16 protein-coding genes and 1 riboswitch are annotated in these 19722 nt (G+C 75.5%); of the genes, 8 read left to right on the top strand and 8 right to left on the bottom strand.

What is annotated here, in order from left to right; translation table 11 throughout:
• Window positions 1-55: 55 nt before the first annotated feature.
• Window positions 56-1912 carry an aspartate--tRNA ligase gene (gene aspS / locus B9L22_RS10645; RefSeq protein WP_233139996.1) on the bottom strand — a complete coding sequence of 619 codons (1857 nt, stop codon included), beginning with the start codon at window positions 1910-1912 and terminating at the stop codon, window positions 56-58.
• 283 nt (window positions 1913-2195) lie between these two features.
• On the opposite strand from aspS, the gene B9L22_RS10640 reads away from it, so the two are divergent.
• Window positions 2196-2663, top strand: a complete 468-nt coding sequence (locus tag B9L22_RS10640) for a PPOX class F420-dependent oxidoreductase (RefSeq protein WP_086150363.1) — start codon at window positions 2196-2198, stop codon at window positions 2661-2663.
• A gap of 6 nt (window positions 2664-2669) precedes the next feature.
• Here the strand turns inward: B9L22_RS10640 and B9L22_RS10635 are convergent, their stop codons facing one another.
• Both B9L22_RS10635 and B9L22_RS10630 read right to left on the bottom strand, forming a co-directional pair.
• Entirely contained in the window at window positions 2670-4325 is a 1656-nt protein-coding gene (locus B9L22_RS10635; RefSeq protein ID WP_086150362.1) for an Rv2578c family radical SAM protein, read from the bottom strand.
• 43 nt (window positions 4326-4368) lie between these two features.
• Entirely contained in the window at window positions 4369-4806 is a 438-nt protein-coding gene (locus B9L22_RS10630) for a hypothetical protein (protein ID WP_086150361.1), read from the bottom strand.
• A gap of 144 nt (window positions 4807-4950) precedes the next feature.
• A riboswitch (TPP riboswitch) is annotated at window positions 4951-5070 on the top strand.
• Window positions 5071-5176: 106 nt separating this feature from the next.
• Here B9L22_RS10630 and B9L22_RS10625 point away from each other — a divergent pair.
• The 3 genes from B9L22_RS10625 to B9L22_RS10615 are packed head-to-tail and all read left to right on the top strand — an operon-like array spanning window position 5177 to window position 8509.
• Window positions 5177-5881, top strand: a complete 705-nt coding sequence (locus B9L22_RS10625) for an ECF transporter S component (RefSeq protein ID WP_086150360.1) — start codon at window positions 5177-5179, stop codon at window positions 5879-5881.
• Entirely contained in the window at window positions 5874-7724 is a 1851-nt protein-coding gene (locus B9L22_RS20025) for an ABC transporter ATP-binding protein (protein WP_086150359.1), read from the top strand. The genes B9L22_RS10625 and B9L22_RS20025 overlap by 8 nt, the downstream gene beginning before the upstream one ends.
• Window positions 7721-8509, top strand: coding sequence for an energy-coupling factor transporter transmembrane protein EcfT (locus tag B9L22_RS10615; protein ID WP_086150358.1), 789 nt, complete (start codon window positions 7721-7723; stop codon window positions 8507-8509). Before B9L22_RS20025 ends, B9L22_RS10615 begins: the two co-directional genes overlap by 4 nt.
• 17 nt (window positions 8510-8526) lie before the next feature.
• Here the strand turns inward: B9L22_RS10615 and B9L22_RS10610 are convergent, their stop codons facing one another.
• From B9L22_RS10610 to B9L22_RS10600, 3 genes are all read right to left on the bottom strand, one after another.
• Window positions 8527-9195: a M23 family metallopeptidase gene (locus tag B9L22_RS10610; protein ID WP_086150357.1), complete on the bottom strand. Its 669-nt coding sequence runs from the start codon at window positions 9193-9195 to the stop codon at window positions 8527-8529.
• A gap of 28 nt (window positions 9196-9223) precedes the next feature.
• Window positions 9224-10621: a histidine--tRNA ligase gene (hisS, locus tag B9L22_RS10605; RefSeq protein ID WP_086150356.1), complete on the bottom strand. Its 1398-nt coding sequence runs from the start codon at window positions 10619-10621 to the stop codon at window positions 9224-9226.
• A gap of 61 nt (window positions 10622-10682) precedes the next feature.
• On the bottom strand, window positions 10683-11465 hold the full coding sequence (locus B9L22_RS10600; protein ID WP_369824825.1) for an MBL fold metallo-hydrolase: 783 nt from the start codon (window positions 11463-11465) through the stop codon (window positions 10683-10685).
• Window positions 11466-11677: 212 nt separating this feature from the next.
• Here B9L22_RS10600 and B9L22_RS10595 point away from each other — a divergent pair, with 212 nt between their 5' ends.
• The 4 genes from B9L22_RS10595 (at window position 11678) to ligD (ending at window position 16124) form a co-directional block, all read left to right on the top strand.
• Window positions 11678-12427 (top strand): peptidylprolyl isomerase, encoded by a 750-nt coding sequence (locus B9L22_RS10595; protein WP_086150355.1) that lies wholly within the window; start codon window positions 11678-11680, stop codon window positions 12425-12427.
• On the top strand, window positions 12424-14292 hold the full coding sequence (locus B9L22_RS10590; protein WP_233139994.1) for a DUF349 domain-containing protein: 1869 nt from the start codon (window positions 12424-12426) through the stop codon (window positions 14290-14292). Before B9L22_RS10595 ends, B9L22_RS10590 begins: the two co-directional genes overlap by 4 nt.
• Before the next feature lie 91 nt (window positions 14293-14383).
• The gene (locus B9L22_RS20020; protein WP_086150354.1) at window positions 14384-15037 is read left to right on the top strand and encodes a hypothetical protein; all 654 of its coding nucleotides are present in this window, start codon (window positions 14384-14386) and stop codon (window positions 15035-15037) included.
• A gap of 10 nt (window positions 15038-15047) precedes the next feature.
• Complete coding sequence (ligD, locus tag B9L22_RS10580) at window positions 15048-16124, top strand: non-homologous end-joining DNA ligase (protein WP_043651896.1); 1077 nt, start codon at window positions 15048-15050, stop codon at window positions 16122-16124.
• Between the two features lie 30 nt (window positions 16125-16154).
• Here the strand turns inward: ligD and B9L22_RS10575 are convergent, their stop codons facing one another.
• Together B9L22_RS10575 and B9L22_RS10570 are read right to left on the bottom strand one after the other, a co-directional pair.
• Window positions 16155-17261: an ATP-dependent DNA ligase gene (locus B9L22_RS10575; protein ID WP_086150353.1), complete on the bottom strand. Its 1107-nt coding sequence runs from the start codon at window positions 17259-17261 to the stop codon at window positions 16155-16157.
• A 71-nt stretch (window positions 17262-17332) separates the two neighbouring features.
• Entirely contained in the window at window positions 17333-19675 is a 2343-nt protein-coding gene (locus B9L22_RS10570; protein WP_043651895.1) for a bifunctional (p)ppGpp synthetase/guanosine-3',5'-bis(diphosphate) 3'-pyrophosphohydrolase, read from the bottom strand.
• Between the last annotated feature and the right edge of the window lie 47 nt (window positions 19676-19722).

The following is a 19722-nucleotide window of genomic DNA, read 5'->3' as shown; positions in this document are numbered from 1 at the left end:
CGGAGGGCGCGCCACCCGGCGGGGTGGCGCGCCCTCGGCGTCGAGCGTGCTGGGGTCAGGCGTCCGTGCGCCCGCTCTCACCGGCCGGGTCGCCGTCCGCGCCGCCCTCAGCACCGCCCTCGGTGCCGCCGTCGCGCGACGGGGCGGCGGGCTTCGCGTCGACGCCCGCCTCCTTGCGCTGCTCGGGCGTGATCGGGGCCGGTGCCTGCGTCAGCGGGTCGTACCCGCCGCCCGACTTGGGGAACGCGATGACGTCGCGGATGGAGTCCGACTTCGTCAGCAGCGCGACGATGCGGTCCCAGCCGAACGCGATCCCGCCGTGCGGGGGCGCGCCGAACTTGAAGGCGTCGAGCAGGAAGCCGAACTTCTCCTGCGCCTCCTCGGGCCCGATCCCCATGACGTCGAAGACGCGCTCCTGCACGTCCCGACGGTGGATACGGATGGACCCGCCACCGATCTCGTTGCCGTTGCACACGATGTCGTAGGCGTAGGCGAGCGCCTCGCCCGGGTTCTGCTCGAACGTGTCGACCCAGTCCGGCGTGGGCGACGTGAACGCGTGGTGCACGGCGGTCCAGGCGGAGTGGCCCAGGGCTACGTCACCCTCGTCGGCGGCATCTCCGGTCGGCTTGAACAGCGGCGCGTCGACGATCCAGACGAACGCCCACGCGTCGTCGTCGATCTGACCCGTCCGCTTCGCGATCTCCTGGCGCGCGGCGCCGAGCAGGGCACGCGAGTCCGACGTCCTGCCCGCGGCGAAGAACACGGCGTCCCCCGGCTGCGCGCCGGTCGCGTCGCGAAGGCCCTCGCGCTCGGCGTCGGACAGGTTCTTCGCGACGGGGCCGCCGAGCGTGCCGTCCTCGCCGAACGTCACGTACGCGAGGCCGCGAGCGCCGCGCTGCTTGGCCCACTCCTGCCACGCGTCGAACTGGCGACGCGGCTGCGACGCCCCGCCCGCCATGACGACGGCGCCGACGTACTCGGCCTGGAACACGCGGAACGGGGTGTCCTGGAAGTAGTCCGTGAGCTCGACGAGGGGGTTGCCGAACCGCAGGTCGGGCTTGTCGGACCCGTAGAGCCGCATGGCGTCGTGGAAGGTCATGCGCGGGATGGGCGTCGGGATCGTGTACCCGATGAGCTCCCACAGCGCGACGAGGATCTTCTCGGCGAGCGCGATGACGTCGTCCTGCTCGACGAAGCTCATCTCGACGTCGAGCTGCGTGAACTCCGGCTGTCGGTCCGCACGGAAGTCCTCGTCGCGGTAGCAGCGCGCGATCTGGTAGTAGCGCTCCATGCCCGCGACCATGAGGAGCTGCTTGAACAGCTGGGGCGACTGCGGCAGCGCGTACCAGGAGCCGGGCGCGAGGCGCGCGGGCACGAGGAAGTCGCGCGCGCCCTCGGGCGTCGAGCGGGTGAGCGTCGGCGTCTCGATCTCGACGAACTCCTCGGCGTCGAGCACGCGGCGCGCGGCCTGGTTCGCCTTGGCGCGCAGGCGCAGGGCGTGCGCGGGGGCGGGCCGGCGCAGGTCGAGGTAGCGGTGCTTGAGGCGCGCCTCCTCGCCGATCGTCTCGGTGTCCGCGAGCGCCGTCGAGACCTGGAACGGCAGGGCCTCGGAGGTGTTGAGCACGACGACGTCGGTCGCGACGACCTCGATCTCGCCCGTGGGCAGGGACGGGTTCTCGTTCCCGTCGGGGCGGCGCGAGACCTCGCCCGTGACCTGGAGGACGAACTCGTTGCGCAGCGGGTGCGCGACCGCCTCGTCGCGGATGACCACCTGGGCGATGCCCGAGGCGTCGCGCAGGTCGATGAAGGCGACGCCGCCGTGATCGCGCCGACGGTCGACCCAGCCCGTGAGGGTGACGGTCTGACCGGTGTGCTCGGCCCGCAGTGAGCCGGCCGTTCGGGTGCGCAGCACGGAGGGTTCCTTCCAGGTGGGCGGTGGGGGGTCGCGCTCCCGGAGCGGGGACGCGTCCGCTGAAGTCTAGTGCGGGCGGGCGGGCGGCTCGACCGGATACCTCCGACCGGAGGCGGTCGACGGTCCGCTCTCGACCGGCGGGGACGACCGGATACCGTGGCGGTGCCGCCGCGACGTCCCGTGGCGGCACCGCCGGGACCGGCGCGGCGCCTGCGGGCGCGCACGGGCCGACCGGCCGCGGCAGGGCCGTCCGGCCCGCCGCCCGCACGAAGGAGGGTGACCCGTGGCACGCACCATCGCGACGAACCGGCGCGTCGAGCGCGACGAGCTCGAGGAGTTCCTGCGCTCCCGGCACGACGGCGTCCTCGTCACCACCCGCGCCGACGGCCGCCCTCAGCTCAGCCCGGTCACGTACGGGGTGGACGACGCGGGTCGGGTCGTCGTGTCGACGTACCCGGAGCGCGCCAAGGCGGTCAACGTGCGCCGCGACCCGCGCGCGTCGCTGCTGTCCCTGGGCGAGCGGTTCTCCGACCCGTGGGTGCAGGTCGACGGCGAGGCGGAGGTGATCGACCTGCCCGAGTCGGTCGAGCCGCTGGTCGACTACTACCGCGCCGTCAGCGGCGAGCACCCGGACTGGGACGAGTACCGCGCCGCCATGGTCACCCAGGGCAAGTCGCTCGTGCGGCTGACGATCACGCGCTGGGGACCGGTGGCGACGGGTGGCTTCCCGGCGCGCCTCGCCGACGCCTGAGACAGGTCAGAACAGGACCTGCTCCACTCCCCCGCCGACGACGTCGAGCCCGCCGCCGTCCACCGGCATGCCCGCGAGCGCCCCGCCGTGGCCGTGGCGCGCGTCCTGCGGCGCCGGGTCGACGGCGAGGCTGCCGGCCGGGTAGGCGCCGTCCGTCGGCGGTCCTGACCGGCGTCGCCGGTCGCCGGGCTCGCCGCGGCGGAACCGCCCCTCGACGCCCGCGGGGCCGCGGTGCCCCGCGACGGCGAACCCGCGCGCCTCGAGCATCGGCCGCACCCGGTCCCACAGCCAGGACCGGTACGCCGTCGAGGCGTACGTGCCGCGGCCGTACACGCGCTCGTACCCGGGGACGAGCCGCGGGTGCTCGCGCGCGAGCCAGCCCATGTACCACTCGCGAGTGCCGGGCTTGAGGTGCAGCGGCAGCACCGTGACGCCGGTCGCGCCCGCGTCCTTGACGGCGTCGAGCAGCTCGGTGAGCGCGCGGGTCGAGTCGGTGAGCCACGGCAGCACGGGGGCGACCATGACGCCGCACGGCAGACCGGCCTCCCGGACCGTGCGGACGAGCTCGAGCCGCGCGCGCGGCGAGGGCGTGCCCGGCTCCACGCTCGCCTGGAGCTCGGGGTCCAGGAGCGCGAGGGACACGCCGACCCCGACCTCGACGCGCGAGGCCGCGTCGACGAGCAGGGGCAGGTCGCGGCGCAGGAGCGTGCCCTTGGTCAGCACGGACAGCGGCGTGCCCGACCCGGCGAGCGCGTCGATGATGCCGGGCATGAGGCGGTAGCGACCCTCGGCGCGCTGGTACGGGTCGGTGTTGGTGCCGAGCGCGACGGCCTCGCGCGCCCAGGACGGGCGGGCGAGCTCGGCCCGCAGCACGTCGTCGACGTTGACCTTGACCACGACCTCCCGGTCGAAGTCCTCGCCCGCGTCGAGGTCGAGGTACTGGTGCGTGGGGCGGGCGAAGCAGTTGTGGCTCACGACCCCCGCGGCGACGAAGTCGCGCGTGCCGGTCGTGATGTCGACCAGCTCCGTCGTCTCCCCCGGCCCGTCGAGCGCTTCCAGCGAGTCGACGCGCAGCGCCTCGCCGCCGGTGACGTCCTGGCCGTCGAGGACGGGCCGCCCGTCCGCGAGCGCCGCGGCGCCCGGCCCGACGAGCACGTCGCCGAGCGCCAGGCGGGCACGGTGCCCGGCACCGCCGACGACGTGGCGCCACCCGCGCTCGGTGAGGAACCGGTGGTCGCCGCTCGCCACGAGGCGCGTGCCGTCGGCGAGGGTCACGCGGTAGGCACGCTTGCGGGTGGTCCAGCGGTCGAGCACCCGGGTGCGCACGTAGCGCCGGTACGCGCCGTGCGGGGCGGTGCCGACGATCTCGTCGCCGACACGCAGCTCGCCGATCGGCCGTTGCGTGCCGTCGGCCAGCAGCACCGGGGTGGCGGGCGCGAGGCAGTAGGAGCACGCGTGGCTGCACCCGCGGTACGGGTTGACGGTCCACCGGAACGGCATGCGCGACATCGCGGGCACCTTGGACAGCGCGCTCTTGGCCGTGACCTCGTGGAACGTGATGCCCGCGAACTCGGGCGTGCGCACGCTGCGGACGAGGCCGACCCGCTCCAGCCCGGGGAGCGCGCCGTCGTCCGCGCCGAGCGCCTGTCCGTCCCACCGCATCGCGCTATTCGAACAAACGTTCGAACGCGCTGTCAAGGGCGGGTCAGCCGTCGGCGGACCACGCCTTGAGCAGCGCCAGGTTCCCGAGGGGGATGTGGTGGCCGATGCGCGGGTGGTCCAGCGCGACACCGACGACCCCGGCCGCGCCGAAGGACGCGACGTAGTCGATCGCCGCCGGCACGGGTACCCCGAGCAGCGGCACGGAGCCTGTCTCGTCGTCCGCCAGACCGAGCGCCCGGGCCGCCTCGTCCGCGCGCGCGGCGCTGCTGTAGAGGCAGATCATGGGCCCCTGGTCCGCAGCGACGGCGTACGGACGAGGCTGGTCCTCGGACCCCCGCGCGATGAAGAACCACGTGCCGAGGCGCACGGTCTGCCGCCACAGCGCGATCTGCGCCGACGTGTCGCCCGCGGACGCGCTCCGCACGGCCTCGTCGAGGCGGTCCAGCTCGGCGACCGCGGCGGGGTCGTTGTCTCGGGTCATGCGCACTGCCTCGTTCCTCGTGGTCGGAGCCCGTCCCCGGTCCGCGCGGGCGCCTCGTCGCCGTCACCTTCTCACGGCGGCCGGGCGTCCCGGTGGGTGAGACGCCGGGATTGTCCGGCGGGCGTCCAGGCCCTAGGGTCGGGCCGAACGCCCCCGGGGAGCGCACGAGCGCTGAGAGTGCAGGCCGGACACCCGTCCCTCCTGCAGACCCGTGGAACCTGATCTGGTTCGTACCAGCGAAGGGAGCAGGGCGGACGTCACCGTCCCCCTGCGCGCTCGTGCCCGCGCCCCGCGCGTGCCGTCCGCGCGGGGGCAGCGGTGGCGCGCCGTCGTGCACCCCTCGCCCCGGGGGCCCGACGGAGGGAACCGCATGACCGAGCCCCGCACCACGCCGCCCCGGGCGACCCCGCCCACCGCCACGCCCGACGACCGACCTGACGGCGTGGGTCCCACGCCCGCCCCCCGGGACCGCGCCGTCGCCGCTCCCCCGAGCCGTGCCCGACGCCGCGGCCTCACCCTCCACGAGACGGTCCTCGTCGCCGTGCTGGGGGTCGTGTTCGGGTTCGTCTACTGGGCGATCGTGCAGCTCTGGGCCCCGCTCCAGCTCGCCATGGGCCCGCTCGCGGACCTCGCCGCCAACGTGCTCGCGGGCGCGTGGATCGTCGTCGGCCCGCTCGCGACGTACATCGTGCGCAAGCCGGGCGTCGGCATCCTCACCGAGACGCTCGCGGCGCTCGTCGAGGTGGTCTTCCTCGCGTCGCCCGCCGGCCCGCTGCTCGTCCTCGTGGGGCTCGTCCAGGGCGTGGGCGCCGAGATCCCCTTCGCACTCACCCGGTACCGCCGCTACGGCTGGTGGGTCTTCGTCGCGTCGGGCGTCAGCGCGGCGCTCGTCACCTACGCGTTCAACGCGGTCCGCTTCGGCTGGCTCGGGCAGGACTACGCGATGCTCCGGCTCGGCGTGCAGGTCGTCTCGTGCGTCGTGCTGTGCGGGATCGCGGCGCGCCTCCTCGGCGACGCCCTCGCCCGCACCGGCGCGCTCGACGCCTTCGCGATCGGGGCAGACCGCCGTGGCTGAGGCACCGACCGCCGCACGGGACGTCACGCCGGACGCCGTGCCCGGCGACGTGCCCGACGCCGTCGCCGCCGCCGGCCTCAACGTCACCGTGGGCCACGACGGCACGCGCGTGCTCGACGACCTCACCCTCACCGTCCCCGCGGGCACCGGGCTGCTCGTGCTCGGCCCCTCGGGCTGCGGGAAGTCCACGCTGCTGCGCGCGCTCGTCGGCGTCGTGCCCCACACGCTCCCAGGGTCGGTCACGGGCGACCTGCGCGTGACGGGCGTCGACCCGCGCGACACGACCCCGGCGGCGCTCGCCGCGCGCGTCGGCCTCGTCCAGCAGCGGCCGGGCGACCAGCTGTGCCTCGCCCGCGTCGACGACGAGCTGCGGTTCGCGCTCGAGAACCGGGCGGCGGACCCGCGCACGATGGACGCCCGCGCGGCCACCGCGCTCGCCGCCGTCGGTGCGGACCACCTGCACGACCGGCCGACCCACGCGCTGTCGGGAGGCGAGGCGCAGCGCGTCGCCCTCGCGGCGGCGCTCGTCGCCGACCCCGAGCTCGTGGTCCTCGACGAGCCGACGGCGTTCCTCGACCCGGCCGCGGCGCACGAGGTCGGGACGCTCGTGGGCGGGCTCGTCCGGGCGCCCGAACAGGGCGCGCACGGCACCTCCGGCCGGTCGGTCGTGCTCGTCGAGCACCGCCTCGACGACGTCGGGACGCTCCCGGACGCGACGCTCGTGCTCGACGACACCGGCCGCGTCGTCGCGCACGGCCCCACGACCGCCGTCCTGCGCGCGCACGCCGCCACGCTCGCCGAGCTCGGGTGCTGGTTGCCGCTCGACGTCCGGCTCCGGCAGGCAGGAGCCCCGGGCACGCTCGGCGCGCCCGCGACCGACGCCTGGCTCGTCGACCTCGCGCACTCCGCCGACCCCCGCACCGTCGACCCCCGCGCCGCGGACCCCCGTGACGCAGACACCGGCCCGGCGGCGCTCGCCCCTGACCGCCCGGTCGCCCTGCGTGCCCGTCGCCTCGCGGTGCACCGCGCCGCCGCGGCGGGCCGCCGAGGGCGCGGGCAGGACGAGACGCCGGTGGTGCGCGACGTCGACCTCGACGTGCACGCGGGCGAGGTGCTCGCGGTGGTGGGGCCCAACGGCGGCGGCAAGTCGACCCTCCTGCGCGGGCTGGCGGGACTCGAACGGACCACGGGCGAGGTCACGACGGCGCCCGGCGCGCCCGTCGCGATGGTGTTCCAGGACCCGGAGCACCAGCTCCTCGCGCGCACGGTCCGCGACGAGGTCGCCTGGTCGGCCCGGCTCGCGCGGCTCGACGACGTCGACGGACGCGTCGCGCGCACCCTCGACGCGTTCGCCCTCACGCACCTCGTCGACGCGAACCCGTACCGGCTCTCCGGCGGCGAGCAGCGGCGACTGTCCCTCGCGACGGCGACCGTGCTCGATCCGCCCGTCCTCCTCGCCGACGAGCCCACGTCGGGGCTCGACCGCGCCCAGGCGGACGCCGTCGCCCACGCGCTGCGCGAGCGTGCCGACGCGGGCGGCGCGGTGGTCGTCGTCACGCACGACCTCGCGCTCGTCGCGGCCCTCGCCGACCGTGTCGCCGTCGTCATCGGCGGCCGGCTCGTGGCGCTCGGGCCGCCCGCCACCGTGCTGGCCGACGACGCGCTGTGCCGGCGCGCCCGCCTGCGCCGTCCTCCCCTGCTCGCGTGGTGGGCCCGCACGGGCCGCCGCCACGGCGTGGACCCGGGCGCGCTCGTCCGGGCGCTCGACGCCGCCTCGGGCACCGCCGTCGCAGCCGACGTTGCAGAGACCGCGCCCGCAGCCCTCGCGGAGGTCGCCCCGTGAGCGCGCCGCACAGCACGCCCCTCGGGCGCTGGAACCCGACGGTCAAGCTGGCGACCGTCCTCGTCGTGTCGACGGGTGCGCTGCTCGTCACCGACCCGTACACCCCCGCGATCGGGTGGGTGCTCACGGTCGCGGCGCTGCTGGTCGCGGGACGCGTCCCCGTGCGCACGCTCGCCCTGGCGCACGTGCCCTTCCTGGTGTTCGCGACCAGCCTGCTGGTCGTCAACGTCGCCACCCGGCCCGGCGGCGACCCGGTCGACCTGGGCCCGGTCACCGTCGGCTCCGACGGCCTGACGATCGGCGCCGGGCTCGCGGTGCGCACGCTGCTCGTCGGCGCCCTCTCGCTCACGGTCGCGGTGACGACCGACCCGGTGCGCCTCATGACGAGCCTCCACCAGCACGGGCGGCTGCCCCTGACGTGGACGTACGCGGTGCTCGCGGCCCACCGGCTGCTCGTCGAGCTGCCCGACGCCTGGCACACGATCCGTTGCGCGCAGGCCGTGCGCGACCCGCGGCGGCGGCCCGGCACGCTCCCCCGGTCCCCCCGCGCGCTCGGCACCGCCGCGTTCGCCCTCCTCGTCGGTGCCGTGCGCCGCTCCGAGCGCCTGACCGTGGCGCTCGAGTCGCGGGGCCTCGGTTCCGGTCCGCGCACCACGGCGCGGCCCGTCCCGCTCGGCGTGCCCGACGTCGTCGCCGCGGTCGCCGTGCTGGCCGTCGCCGCGGCGGTGGTCGTCGTCGGGGTCCGCGGGGGGTGGGTCACGGGGCTGGGCGCGCTCACGGCGTGAGGCTTGCCGGACCGCGGTCACGCGGGCTCGACGACCGCACCCTCCGCCGGGACGCCGAGGTCCACGACGCGCGACGAGCCGTCGCGGGACCGCTCGCGGAAGCCCCGGAAGACGAGCGGCAGCCCGCGGGCGGCGAGCGCGTCCGGCGCGTCCATGGCCTGCACGTGCACGTGCGGCTGCGTCGAGTTCCCCGAGCTCCCGCACCGGCCCAGCTCCTCGCCCGCCTCGACCCGTCGGCCGGGCACGACGGCCACGGACCCGGCGCGCAGGTGCGCGAGGACGACGTACGTGCCGGGCGGGTCGAGGGCGAGCACCACGTGGTTGCCCGCGAGCGCCGCGGCGCCACCGCGCGCCCGCGCCGCCTGCGTGAGCGCGTAGCCGAGCAGCGCGGTGGGCGACCGGCGGGCCTCGTGGTCGGGCTCGCCGTCGTGCACCGCGACGACGGTGCCCGCCGCCGGGGCGAGCACGGGCCGCTCGAACGCGACGAACCGCTCGGGCGGCTCGGTGCCAAGCACGGTGCGCCAGTCGCGCACGGCGGCGGTGCGCCGCCCTCGGACGGCGACGAAGTCGATCGCGTACGTCGTCGCGAAGAGGTCGGTGCCGTGGCTCGGCACGCGGCGCGCCGGGCTGTTGCGCACGAGCCACGTCCCCTGGAAGGGCAGGGCGAGCTCGACCGGTCGCGTCACGTCGCCCTCCCCTCCCCGGTGCGGCGGGTCAGCCCTCCGCGGGCACGACGCGCGGGAAGCGGTCCTCGGCGGGCGGCTCCCACGTCCCCGCGTCGGCGTCGACCTGCTCCCCCGAGCGGATGTCCTTCACCTGGTCGGGCGAGCGCGTGCCGTCGTCCTCGACGCGCCCGGGGAACCAGACGAACGGGATGCCGCGCCGGTCGGCGTAGCGGATCTGCTTGCCGAACTTCGCGGCGGCGGGCGCGACCTCGACCGGCACCCCGCGGGCGCGCAGCGCGTGCGCGACCGCGTCGGAGGCGTCGCGCGTCTCCTCGCTCGTGACGGCCACGACGACGGCGCTCGGCACCGCGCGCGTCGCGCGCACGAGGCCGGCGGAGAGCAGGCGCGACACGAGCCGGGACACGCCGATCGACAGCCCGACGCCGGGGTAGGTGTTCGCACCGTCGGACGCGAGGGTGTCGTAGCGACCCCCCGAGCAGATCGAGCCGAGCTGCTCGTGGCCCACGAGCACGGTCTCGTAGACGGATCCCGTGTAGTAGTCGAGGCCGCGCGCGATCTTGAGGTCGGCGACGACGACGCCCGGGGCGCGCACGCTCGCGGCCTCGATCAGCGCGCCGAGCTCGCCGAGCCCGGTCTCCAGCAGCTCGCTCTCCACGCCGTGCTCGGCCGCGAGCGCGCGCACGCGGTCGACCACGCCGGAGTCGCTCCCGCTGATGCCCGCGAGCGCGAGGCACGCCTGCGCCTGCTCGGGCGTCGTGCCGGCCTCGGACTCGAGCAGCGCGGCGACCTTCTCGGGGCCGACCTTGTCGAGCTTGTCGATCTGGCGCAGGACGTCGTCGACCGCGTCGATGCCGAGCCCGCGGTAGAACCCCTCGGCGACCCGGCGGTTGTTCACGAGGACGCGGACCTCGGGCACGCCGATGTCGCGCAGCGCGCCCAGCGCCTCGGCCATGACGAGCGGCAGCTCGACCTCGTAGTGGTAGGGCAGCTCGCCCGCGCCGACGACGTCGACGTCGGCCTGGGTGAACTCGCGGAAGCGCCCGTCCTGGGGGCGCTCGCCGCGCCACACCTTCTGGATCTGGTAGCGCTTGAACGGGAACGCGAGGTGCCCGGCGTTCTCGAGCACGTAGCGCGCGAACGGGACGGTGAGGTCGAAGTGCAGGCCGAGCTGCTTGTCGCCCTTCGCGGCCGACCCGGCCGCGGCGTCGTCCTGCGGCTCTTCCTGGAGCCTGCGCAGGACGTAGACCTCCTTCGACGTCTCCCCCTTGCGCAGGAGCTGGTCGAGCGGCTCGACCGCGCGCGTCTCGATCCCGGCGAACCCGTGCAGCTCGAACACCCGGCGCAGGGTGTCGAGGACGTGCTGCTCGACGATCCGACCGTCGGGGAGCCATTCGGGGAAACCGGAGAGGGGTGTGGGCCTGGCCATGGGTCAGATCTTCCCAGACGCCGGGACCGACGACCGCATCGTCCGGCCCCCGGTCCTGCGCTCAGCGGGCGAGGAAGGGGTTCGTCGCCAGCTCGCGCGCGACCGTCGTCGCCGGGCCGTGCCCCGGGAGCACGTCCCAGGCCGGGTCCAGGTGCGCGACGACGTCGCGCAGGGTGCGGGCCATCGTGGCGCCGTCCCCGCCTGGGAGGTCGGTGCGGCCGACAGAGCCCGCGAAGAGGACGTCGCCGCTGAGCACGAGGCCCGCTCCCGGCTCGCCCACGAGGTAGAGCGTGGAGCCCTCGGTGTGCCCGGGCGCGCCCACCGCGCGCAGCGCGACGCCGCCCCAGCGCAGCTCCCGCTCGCCGCCCGCGGGTACGTCGAACGACTCGACGCGGCCCGGCTCGCGGTAGTCCTGCGGCCCGGCGCCGGCCGCCGCGAGCGCCGCGCCGAGCGGGCCGGACACGACGGCGCCCGGCCGGCTCGCGGCGGGTCCGCCGTGCTCCAGGCTCCCGAACGGGTCCGCGAGCCGGTACGCGTCGGCCGCGTGCAGCACGACGGGAACCCCGAAGCGGTCGGCGAGCGCCGCGGCGTCCCACGTGTGGTCGACGTGCCCGTGCGTCGCGAGCACGGCGCGGGGCACGAGGCCCGCGGAGCGGACGTGCGCGACGACGGCGTCCGCGACCCCCGCCCCCGCGTCGACCACCACGCAGTCCCCGCCCGGGGCGCTCACGACCGCGCAGCTCGTGCCGAAGACGGGCGCCACCACCACGTGCACGGCCGGTCCGGGCGGGGTCGGGCCGTGCTCGGCCGGGGGCGTCGGCGTCGTGCCACGAGGTCGGTCCACGAGGGCGAGGGTAGCCCGCGGCACGGGCGGTGGGGCGGCTCCGGGCGGGCGCAGCGCGGGTTTCGGGCGGCGCCGTCGATACCGGACCGTGACCTGCGCGCGGCAAATCCACCCGCCACCAGGGTTCTCGGTGCCTAGACTGTCCCGTACCGACCACGGCCGCACCGGGGTCGACCGTGCGCGCCGTCGCGGCGCCGGACGAAGGAGCTGGGGTGTCGACGAAGAGTCGCGAGCGCGAGCAGGCGCGTCGTCGTGAGGAGAAGTGGGACCGTCACGTGGCCCAGCTCCGGGCGAAGCGCCAGCGCACGTGGTCGATCGTGGGCGTCGTCGTCGCGCTCGTCGTGATCGGCGTCGCCGTCTGGTGGGCGCTCGCCGCCACCCAGGATCCCGGTACCGACCCGGGCGGCGACACGAGCGCGGCGCCCTCAGGCGAGCACACCCTGCCGCCCGCGTCCGCCGCCGAGGGCCGGGACTGGACCACGACGCTCACCACGAGCGCGGGCGACCTCACGCTCACGCTCGACGGCGCGGCCGCCCCGCAGGCGGTCGCGAGCTTCGTGTCCCTCGCCGAGTCCGGGTACTTCGACGGCACGTCGTGCCACCGCCTCACGACGTCGGGCATCTACGTGCTCCAGTGCGGCGACCCGACGGGCACCGGCACGGGCGACCCGGGCTACAAGTTCGGTCCCGTCGAGAACGCCCCCACCGACGACGTCTACCCCGCGGGGACCGTCGCCATGGCCCGCCAGGGCGGGGACGCCAGCTCGATGGGTTCGCAGTTCTTCCTCGTCTACGAGGACTCGACCATCCCGTCCGACGCGGCGGGTGGTTACACGGTGTTCGGCACCATCACGTCCGGCCTGGACGTCGTCCAGGCAGTCGCTGACGCGGGGACGCAGGACGGATCCGGCGACGGGTCCCCCGCCACCCCGGTCACCATCGAAGGAGTTGAGACCCAGTGAGCGATCCCGCCCAGAACCAGGCGAGCGCACCGGCACCGGAGCCCGCGGAGGCGAGCGAGACCGGACGGGTCGACGCGACAGACGTGGAGCCGACGCCCGAGGCCACCGAGGCCACCGAGGCCACCGAGGCCACCGAGGCCACCGAGGCCACCGACGAGGGTCCCGCCGCCGCGGCCGAGGAGGCCGCTCCGGCCGAGCAGGCGGAGGCCACGCCTGCCGCCGAGGCCGAGGCGACCGACGCACCGGCAGCGGAGGCCGAGACCGCCCCCGAGGCCGAGCAGACCGAGGCCCCCGAGGCCGACGACGCTCCCGCCGCCGAGGCCGAGACCGCCGCGCCCGCTGACGCCGCACCGGAGGCGCCTGCCGCCGAGGCAGCCGAGGCAGCCGACGACGCTCCCGTCGCCGAGGCGACAGCACCCGCCGAGACGACGGCACCCGCCGGGTCGGCACCCCGGCCCGCCGCCCCGCGTCCCGGGCCGCGGCCCAAGCCGTCGGCGCTCCCGCACCCGCCGCGCAAGCCGGCCGCCCCGGCCGCGGGCGCTCCCGCCGCAGCGGCCGTCGTGCCGGAGGTGCCCGCTGTCCCGGCGCTGGCCGACGACTCGGCCGCCGCCAAGGCCGCGGCCGCGTTCGGTCGGGTCGACGAGGACGGCACGGTGTACGTCCGCGAGAGCGCGGGCGAGCGCTCCGTCGGGCAGTTCCCGGGCGTCGGCGCCGAGGAGGCGCTCACCCTGTACGTGCGCCGCTACCTCGACCTCCAGGCGAAGGTCGCGCTGTTCGAGGCGCGGCTGACCAGCACGGACCTGTCGGTCAAGGAGATCGACCAGACGATCGCCCGGCTCACCGAGGAGACGGCGGAGCCCTCCGCGGTCGGCGACCTCGACGGGCTCCGGGCGCAGGTCGAGTCGCTCCGCGGCGCCGCTGCCGAGCGTCGCGCGCAGCTCGAGGCGGAGCGCGCCGCGGCGAAGGCCGCGGCTCTCGAGGCCCGCACGGAGATCATCGAGGCCGCGGAGAAGATCGCCGCGACCGACCCGAGCCGCATGCAGTGGCGGCCCGCGGGCGAGGAGCTGCGCGGGCTGCTGGAGCGCTGGAAGGAGGCCCAGCGCTCGGGTCCGCGCATCGACCGCGCGAGCGAGGAGGCGCTGTGGAAGCGGTTCAGCCACGCGCGCACCGCGTTCGACCGCGAGCGCCGGCACTACTTCGCCGAGCTCGAGCAGCGCAACGCCTCCGCCAAGGCCGCGAAGGAGAAGCTGGTCGCGGAGGCCGAGGCGCTGTCGTCGAGCACCGACTGGGGCCCGACGGCGGGCGCGTACCGCGACCTCATGGCGCGCTGGAAGGCCGCGGGCCGGGCGAGCCGCAAGGACGACGACGCGCTGTGGGCCCGCTTCCGCGCCGCCCAGGACACGTTCTTCCAGGCGCGCGACGCGGTGAACTCCGCGACCGACGCCGAGTACGCGGCGAACCTCGAGGTCAAGGAGGCGCTGCTCACCGAGGCGGAGGCGCTCGTGCCCGTCAAGGACCTCGCCGCGGCCAAGGCGGCGCTGCGCGACCTCCAGGAGCGCTGGGAGGAGGCCGGCCGGGTGCCGCGCGGCGACCTGCAGCGCGTCGAGGGCCGTCTGCGCGCCGTCGAGAACGCGGTCCGCGACGCCGAGCAGGCGCAGTGGACGCGGAGCAACCCCGAGACGCGCGCCCGCGCGGAGGGTGCGGCGGCGCAGCTCGAGGCCGCGATCGAGGCGCTCGAGGCCGACCTCGCCGCCGCGCAGAGCCGCGGGGACGCGCGCGCGGTGAAGGAGGCCGAGACGGCCCTCGCCGCACGGCGCTCCTGGCTCGAGCAGGTCGTCCGCGCGGCGGAGGACTCGCGCGGCTGACGCACGTCCCGCTCGGTCACAGGGCCGGCGCTCGTCCACAGGCGGGTGCCGGCCCTTCCGCGTACCCACCGCCGTGCGGCACGGTAGGGGCGTGCCCGCAGCCACGACCGCGCCCGACCACGCCGCACCCGCCCGCGCCACGGGGCACGTCCCCGCCGCCGCGCTCGCGCACCTGCTCGCGCCGCCGGGACCGGAGGTCGGCCTGCTCGTCGTCCCGGAGGACGTCGGCGGGCCGGCGGCCTTCCAGGAGCTCGTCCGCGCGGGCGCCCTGCGTCGGCTGTGGGGCGACGTCGCCGCGCCGGCGAGCATCCCCGTCACCCCCACGCTGCGCGCGCTCGCCGTCCGCGACCAGGTCCCGCGCGGCACGGTGCTCGCGGGCGCAGCCGCCGCGTGGGTGCTGTGCGGCTCCGCGCCGCCCCGCGTGCTCGACGTCGTCCATCCGCCCGGGCGTCACCGCCCACCGCCGCGGCAGGGTCGGGCCGCGCGGCAGGCGCACGTGCTGCGCGACGAGACGAGCCTCGTCGCGGGAGTGCTCGTCACGTCGGTGCTGCGGACCGCGCTCGACGTCGCCACCCGGTGCGAGCCGGTGCAGGCGCTGAGCACCCTGCGCCGGCTGGAGGCGGTGTGCGGGCTCGACGCCCGTGCGGCGGCGCGGTCGCTCGAGCTGCGCCACCGGTGGGCCGGCCGGGCGCAGGCGCGGCGCACCCTCGCGCTCCTGCTCGCCGGGACCGGCGACCCGGTCTAGGTTGGTCGGCATGGCCGCAGCCACGACTCCCCCCGTGGAGCTCGACGTCCGAGGACGGACCGTGCGCGTCACGAGCCCGGACCGCGTCGTCTTCCCCGCGCGCGGGCTCACCAAGCTCGACGTCGTGCAGTACTTCCTCGACGTGGGCGACGGCATCCTCGGCGCTCTGGTCGACCGCCCGACGACGCTCGAGCGCTGGCCCAAGGGCGTGTTCGAGGGCGCCCGCATGAGCACGCGCACGGACAACACCGGCGACGCGTTCTACCAGAAGCGCATCCCGAAGGGCGCGCCCGAGTGGGTGCAGACCGCGCGCATCGCGTTCCCGAGCGGGCGCACGGCCGACGAGGTGTGCCCCACGGAGCTCGCCGTCGTCGCCTGGGCGGCCAACCTCGGCACGCTGACGTTCCACCCGTGGCCCGTGCGCGGCGGGGACGTCGAGGCGGTGGACCAGCTCCGCATCGACCTCGACCCGCAGCCGGGCACCGACTTCGACGACGCCGTGCGCGTCGCACCGCACCTGCGCGAGATCCTCGACGAGCTCGGTCTCCCCGGCTACCCCAAGACGTCGGGCGGTCGGGGGATCCACGTGTTCGTCCCGGTCGCGCCCGAGTGGGACTTCGTGGCCGCGCGCCGCGCGACGATCGCGATCGGTCGTGAGCTCGAACGGCGCCTGCCGGACCAGGTCACCACGAAGTGGTGGAAGGAGGAGCGCGGCGCCAAGATCTTCGTCGACTACAACCAGATGGCGCGCGACCGCACGATCGCGTCGGCCTACTCGATCCGCTCCAACCAGCGCGCGACGGTGTCCGCTCCCCTGCGCTGGGAGGAGCTCGGCGACGTCCACCCCGACGACTTCGACGTGCTGTCGATGCCCGCGCGCTTCGCCGCCGTGGGCGACCTCTTCGCACCCCTGCGTGCCGACCGGGAGGACCCGGGCGCGTCGCTCGAGCCCGCCCTGGAGCTGTCCCGCCGCGACGAGGCCGAGCACGGGCTCGGGGACCTCCCCTACCCGCCCGAGTACCCGAAGATGCCCGGCGAGCCCAAGCGCGTCCAGCCGAGCAAGGACCGGGACCGCGCCCGGGACTGACGTGCCGCGACCACGCGGGTGCGGGCGGCGTCAGTCGACGCCGGGCGCCCCGGGCAGGATGCCCGTGAGGTCGTAGCGCACCGGCTCCTCGAGCTGCTCGTAGGTGCACGACTCCGGGTCACGGTCGTCGCGCCAGCGCCGGAACTGCGCGGTGTGCCGGAACCGGGAGCCCTCCATGTGGTCGTAGGCGACCTCGAGCACGCGCTCCGGGCGCAGCGGCGTGAACGACAGGTCCTTGCCCGAGCTCCAGCGCGACACCGCACCCGGCATCCGCTCCCCGGCCGGGTTCTCCCACCCGGACCACGGGTGCGCGTCCGCGTCCGGCGTGCCCGGCTCGACGACGAGCGGCGCGAGCTCCTCGACCAGCGCGGCGCGCCGCGCCGTCGGGAACGACGCGGCGACGCCGACGAACTGGAGCTGGCCCGCGTCGTCGTACAGGCCGAGCAGGAGCGAGCCGAGCAGCGGCTTCGCGGGGGTCGACGTCTTGTGCAGGCGGTACCCCGCGAGCACGACGTCCGCCTCGCGGCCGTGCTTGATCTTGAGCATCGCGCGCTTGTTCGGCTGGTACGTGCCGTCGAGCGGCTTGGCGACGACGCCGTCGAGGCCCGCCCCCTCGAACGTGTCGAACCACTCCCGCGCCACGGCGACGTCGCGCGTGCGGGGCGTGGCGTGCACGGCCGGGCCGTCGAGGCCCAGGGAGTCGAGCGCCTCCTGCCGCCGCGCGAGCGGCGCGCGCGTGAGGTCCTCGTCCCCCAGCGCGAGCACGTCGAACACGACGAGGGCCGCGGGGGTCTGCTCCGCGAGCAGGCGCACGCGCGACGCCGCCGGGTGGATGCGCTGCTGGAGCACCTCGAACTCGAGGCGACCGTCCCGCGCGACGACGATCTCGCCGTCGACCACGCACCGGGGCGGCAGCGCGGCCCGCACCGCCTCGACGACCTCGGGGAAGTAGCGGTCCATGGGCCGCGCGTTCCTGCTGTCGAGCCGCACCTCGTCGCCGTCGCGGTACACGATCGCGCGGAAACCGTCCCACTTCGGCTCGTACACGTACCCGCCGTCGACGGCGTCGGGATCGGGCACGGCGGGCACGGACTTCGCGAGCATGGGCAGCACGGGTGGCATGACGGGCAGGTCCATGTGCCGATGCTGCCACCGGGTCTGCCGCCCTGCGCGGCGTGGTGGCCTCGGTCAGCGTGCCGCCCGCGGGCTCAGGCGGGGAGCTGCGCCGTCTCGGCGGCCTTCGTCCCCGTGATGCGGTAGACGTCAAACACGCCGTCGACCTTGCGGACCGCGCTGAGGACCTGCGCGAGGTGCGCGGGCTCCGCCATCTCGAAGACGAAGCGCGACATCGCCACGCGGTCGTTCGAGGTCGAGACGGTCGCCGAGAGGATGTTCACGTGGTTGTCCGACAGGACGCGCGTCACGTCGGAGAGCAGGCGCGCACGGTCGAGCGCCTCGACCTGGATCTGCACGAGGAACATGGCGTTGCTGCCCGTGGTCCACGAGACGTCGACGATCCGCTCGGGCTGGTTGCGCAGCCCGACGACGTTCGCGCAGTCCGCCCGGTGCACGCTCACGCCCTGCCCGCGCGTGACGAAGCCGATGATCTCGTCGCCCGGGACCGGGGTGCAGCACTTCGCGAGCTTGACCCAGATGTCGTCGACGCCCTTGACCATGACGCCCGGGTCGCCCGTGCGCACGCGGCGCGCGGTGTTCCCGGGGCGCGCGGTCTCGGCGACGTCCTCGACCGTGCCCTCCTCGCCCCCCATCGCCTGGACGAGCTTGGAGACGACGTTCGCCGCCGACACCTGACCCTCGCCGATCGCCGCGTACAGCGCGGTGACGTCCGCGAAGCGGAGCTCGTTGGCGAGCGCGACGAGCGACTCGTGCGACAGCAGGCGCTGGATCGGCAGGTTCTGCTTGCGCATCGCCTTGGCGATCGCGTCCTTGCCGTGCTCGACGGCCTCCTCGCGGCGCTCCTTGGAGAACCACTGCCGGATCTTGTTGCGCGCCCGCGGGCTCTTGACGAAGGCGAGCCAGTCACGGCTCGGACCCGCGTTCTCCGACTTCGAGGTGAGGACGTCGACGGAGTCGCCGTTCTCGAGCGTCGAGTCGAGCGGGACGAGCCGGCCGTTGACGCGCGCGCCCATCGTCCGGTGCCCGACCTCGGTGTGCACCGCGTAGGCGAAGTCGACCGGCGTCGAGCCCGCCGGCAGCGCCATGACGTCGCCCTTGGGGGTGAAGACGTAGACCTCCGCACCGCCGATCTCGAAGCGCAGCGAGTCGAGGAACTCGGCCGGGTCGGCCGTCTCGCGCTGCCAGTCCACGAGCTGGCGCAGCCACCGCATGTCGTTGGCCGCGGCGTCGTCCTTCGCCGTCTTGCCGCCCGACTTCGCGGTCTCCTTGTACTTCCAGTGCGCCGCGACGCCGTACTCCGCGCGCCGGTGCATCTCGTGCGTGCGGATCTGGATCTCGACCGGCTTCCCGCCCGGTCCGATGACCGTCGTGTGCAACGACTGGTACATGTTGAACTTCGGCATCGCGATGTAGTCCTTGAACCGCCCCGGCACGGGGTTCCACCGCGCGTGCAGCGCACCGAGCGCCGCGTAGCAGTCCCGGACGCTGTCCACCAGGACGCGCGCGCCGACGAGGTCGTAGATCTCCGCGAAGTCGTGGCCGCGCACGATCATCTTCTGGTAGATCGAGTAGTAGTGCTTCGGCCGGCCGGTGACGGTCGCCTTGATCTTCGCGCTGCGCAGGTCGGCCGTGACCTGCTCGCGCACCACGGCCAGGTACTCCTCGCGCGCCGGTGCGCGCTCGGCGACGAGGTGGACGATCTCGTCGTACACCTTGGGGTACAGGGCCTGGAACGACAGGTCCTCGAGCTCCCACTTGATCGTGTTCATGCCGAGGCGGTGGGCGAGCGGCGCGTAGATCTCGAGGGTCTCGCGCGCCTTGCGACCCGCCGACGACGACGACACGTACTTCCAGGTGCGCGCGTTGTGCAGGCGGTCGGCGAGCTTGATGACGAGCACGCGGATGTCCCGTGCCATGGCGACGACCATCTTGCGCACCGTCTCGGCCTGCGCCGCGTCGCCGTACGTGACCTTGTCGAGCTTGGTCACGCCGTCGACGAGCATGGCGATCTCCTCGCCGTACTCCTCGGTGAGCTGCGCGAGCGAGTAGTCGGTGTCCTCGACCGTGTCGTGCAGCAGCGCGGCGGCGAGCGTCGACCCGTCGAACCCGAGCTCGGCGAGGATCGTCGCGACGGCGACGGGGTGCGTGATGTACGGGTCGCCGCTCTTGCGCAGCTGGCCGCGGTGGGCGCGCTCTGCGGTCTCGTACGCGCGCTCGATGACGCTCAGGTCCGTGCGCGGGTGGTTGGTGCGGACGGCCTGGAGCACCGGCTCGAGCGCCGGGCTGCCCGCGTTGGGGCGCGCGCCGAAGCGGACCAGGCGCGAGCGCACACCGCGCCCGCCCGAGCCGCCGGTGCCGGAGGTCGGGGCGCCCGCACGCTCAGGAGCGCGCGACGTCCGGGTGTTCTCGCTCATGCGCGCCTCCTTCCGCAGGGCGGCCGCCACCGGCACGATGCCGGCGA

Source organism: Cellulosimicrobium sp. KWT-B, from assembly GCF_002127155.1.
Lineage (GTDB): Bacteria > Actinomycetota > Actinomycetes > Actinomycetales > Cellulomonadaceae > Cellulosimicrobium > Cellulosimicrobium funkei.
This window is presented reverse-complemented; position numbering and strand designations above follow the sequence as displayed.

Coding starts and splice junctions, on each gene's coding strand:
- hisS (WP_086150356.1), bottom strand. CDS start 10,621: ATGGCCAGGCCCACACCCCTCTCCGGTTTCCCCGAATGGCTCCCCGAC.
- B9L22_RS10625 (WP_086150360.1), top strand. CDS start 5,177: ATGACCGAGCCCCGCACCACGCCGCCCCGGGCGACCCCGCCCACCGCC.
- ligD (WP_043651896.1), top strand. CDS start 15,048: ATGGCCGCAGCCACGACTCCCCCCGTGGAGCTCGACGTCCGAGGACGG.
- B9L22_RS10630 (WP_086150361.1), bottom strand. CDS start 4,806: ATGACCCGAGACAACGACCCCGCCGCGGTCGCCGAGCTGGACCGCCTC.
- B9L22_RS10575 (WP_086150353.1), bottom strand. CDS start 17,261: ATGGACCTGCCCGTCATGCCACCCGTGCTGCCCATGCTCGCGAAGTCC.
- B9L22_RS10570 (WP_043651895.1), bottom strand. CDS start 19,675: ATGAGCGAGAACACCCGGACGTCGCGCGCTCCTGAGCGTGCGGGCGCC.
- B9L22_RS10635 (WP_086150362.1), bottom strand. CDS start 4,325: ATGCGGTGGGACGGACAGGCGCTCGGCGCGGACGACGGCGCGCTCCCC.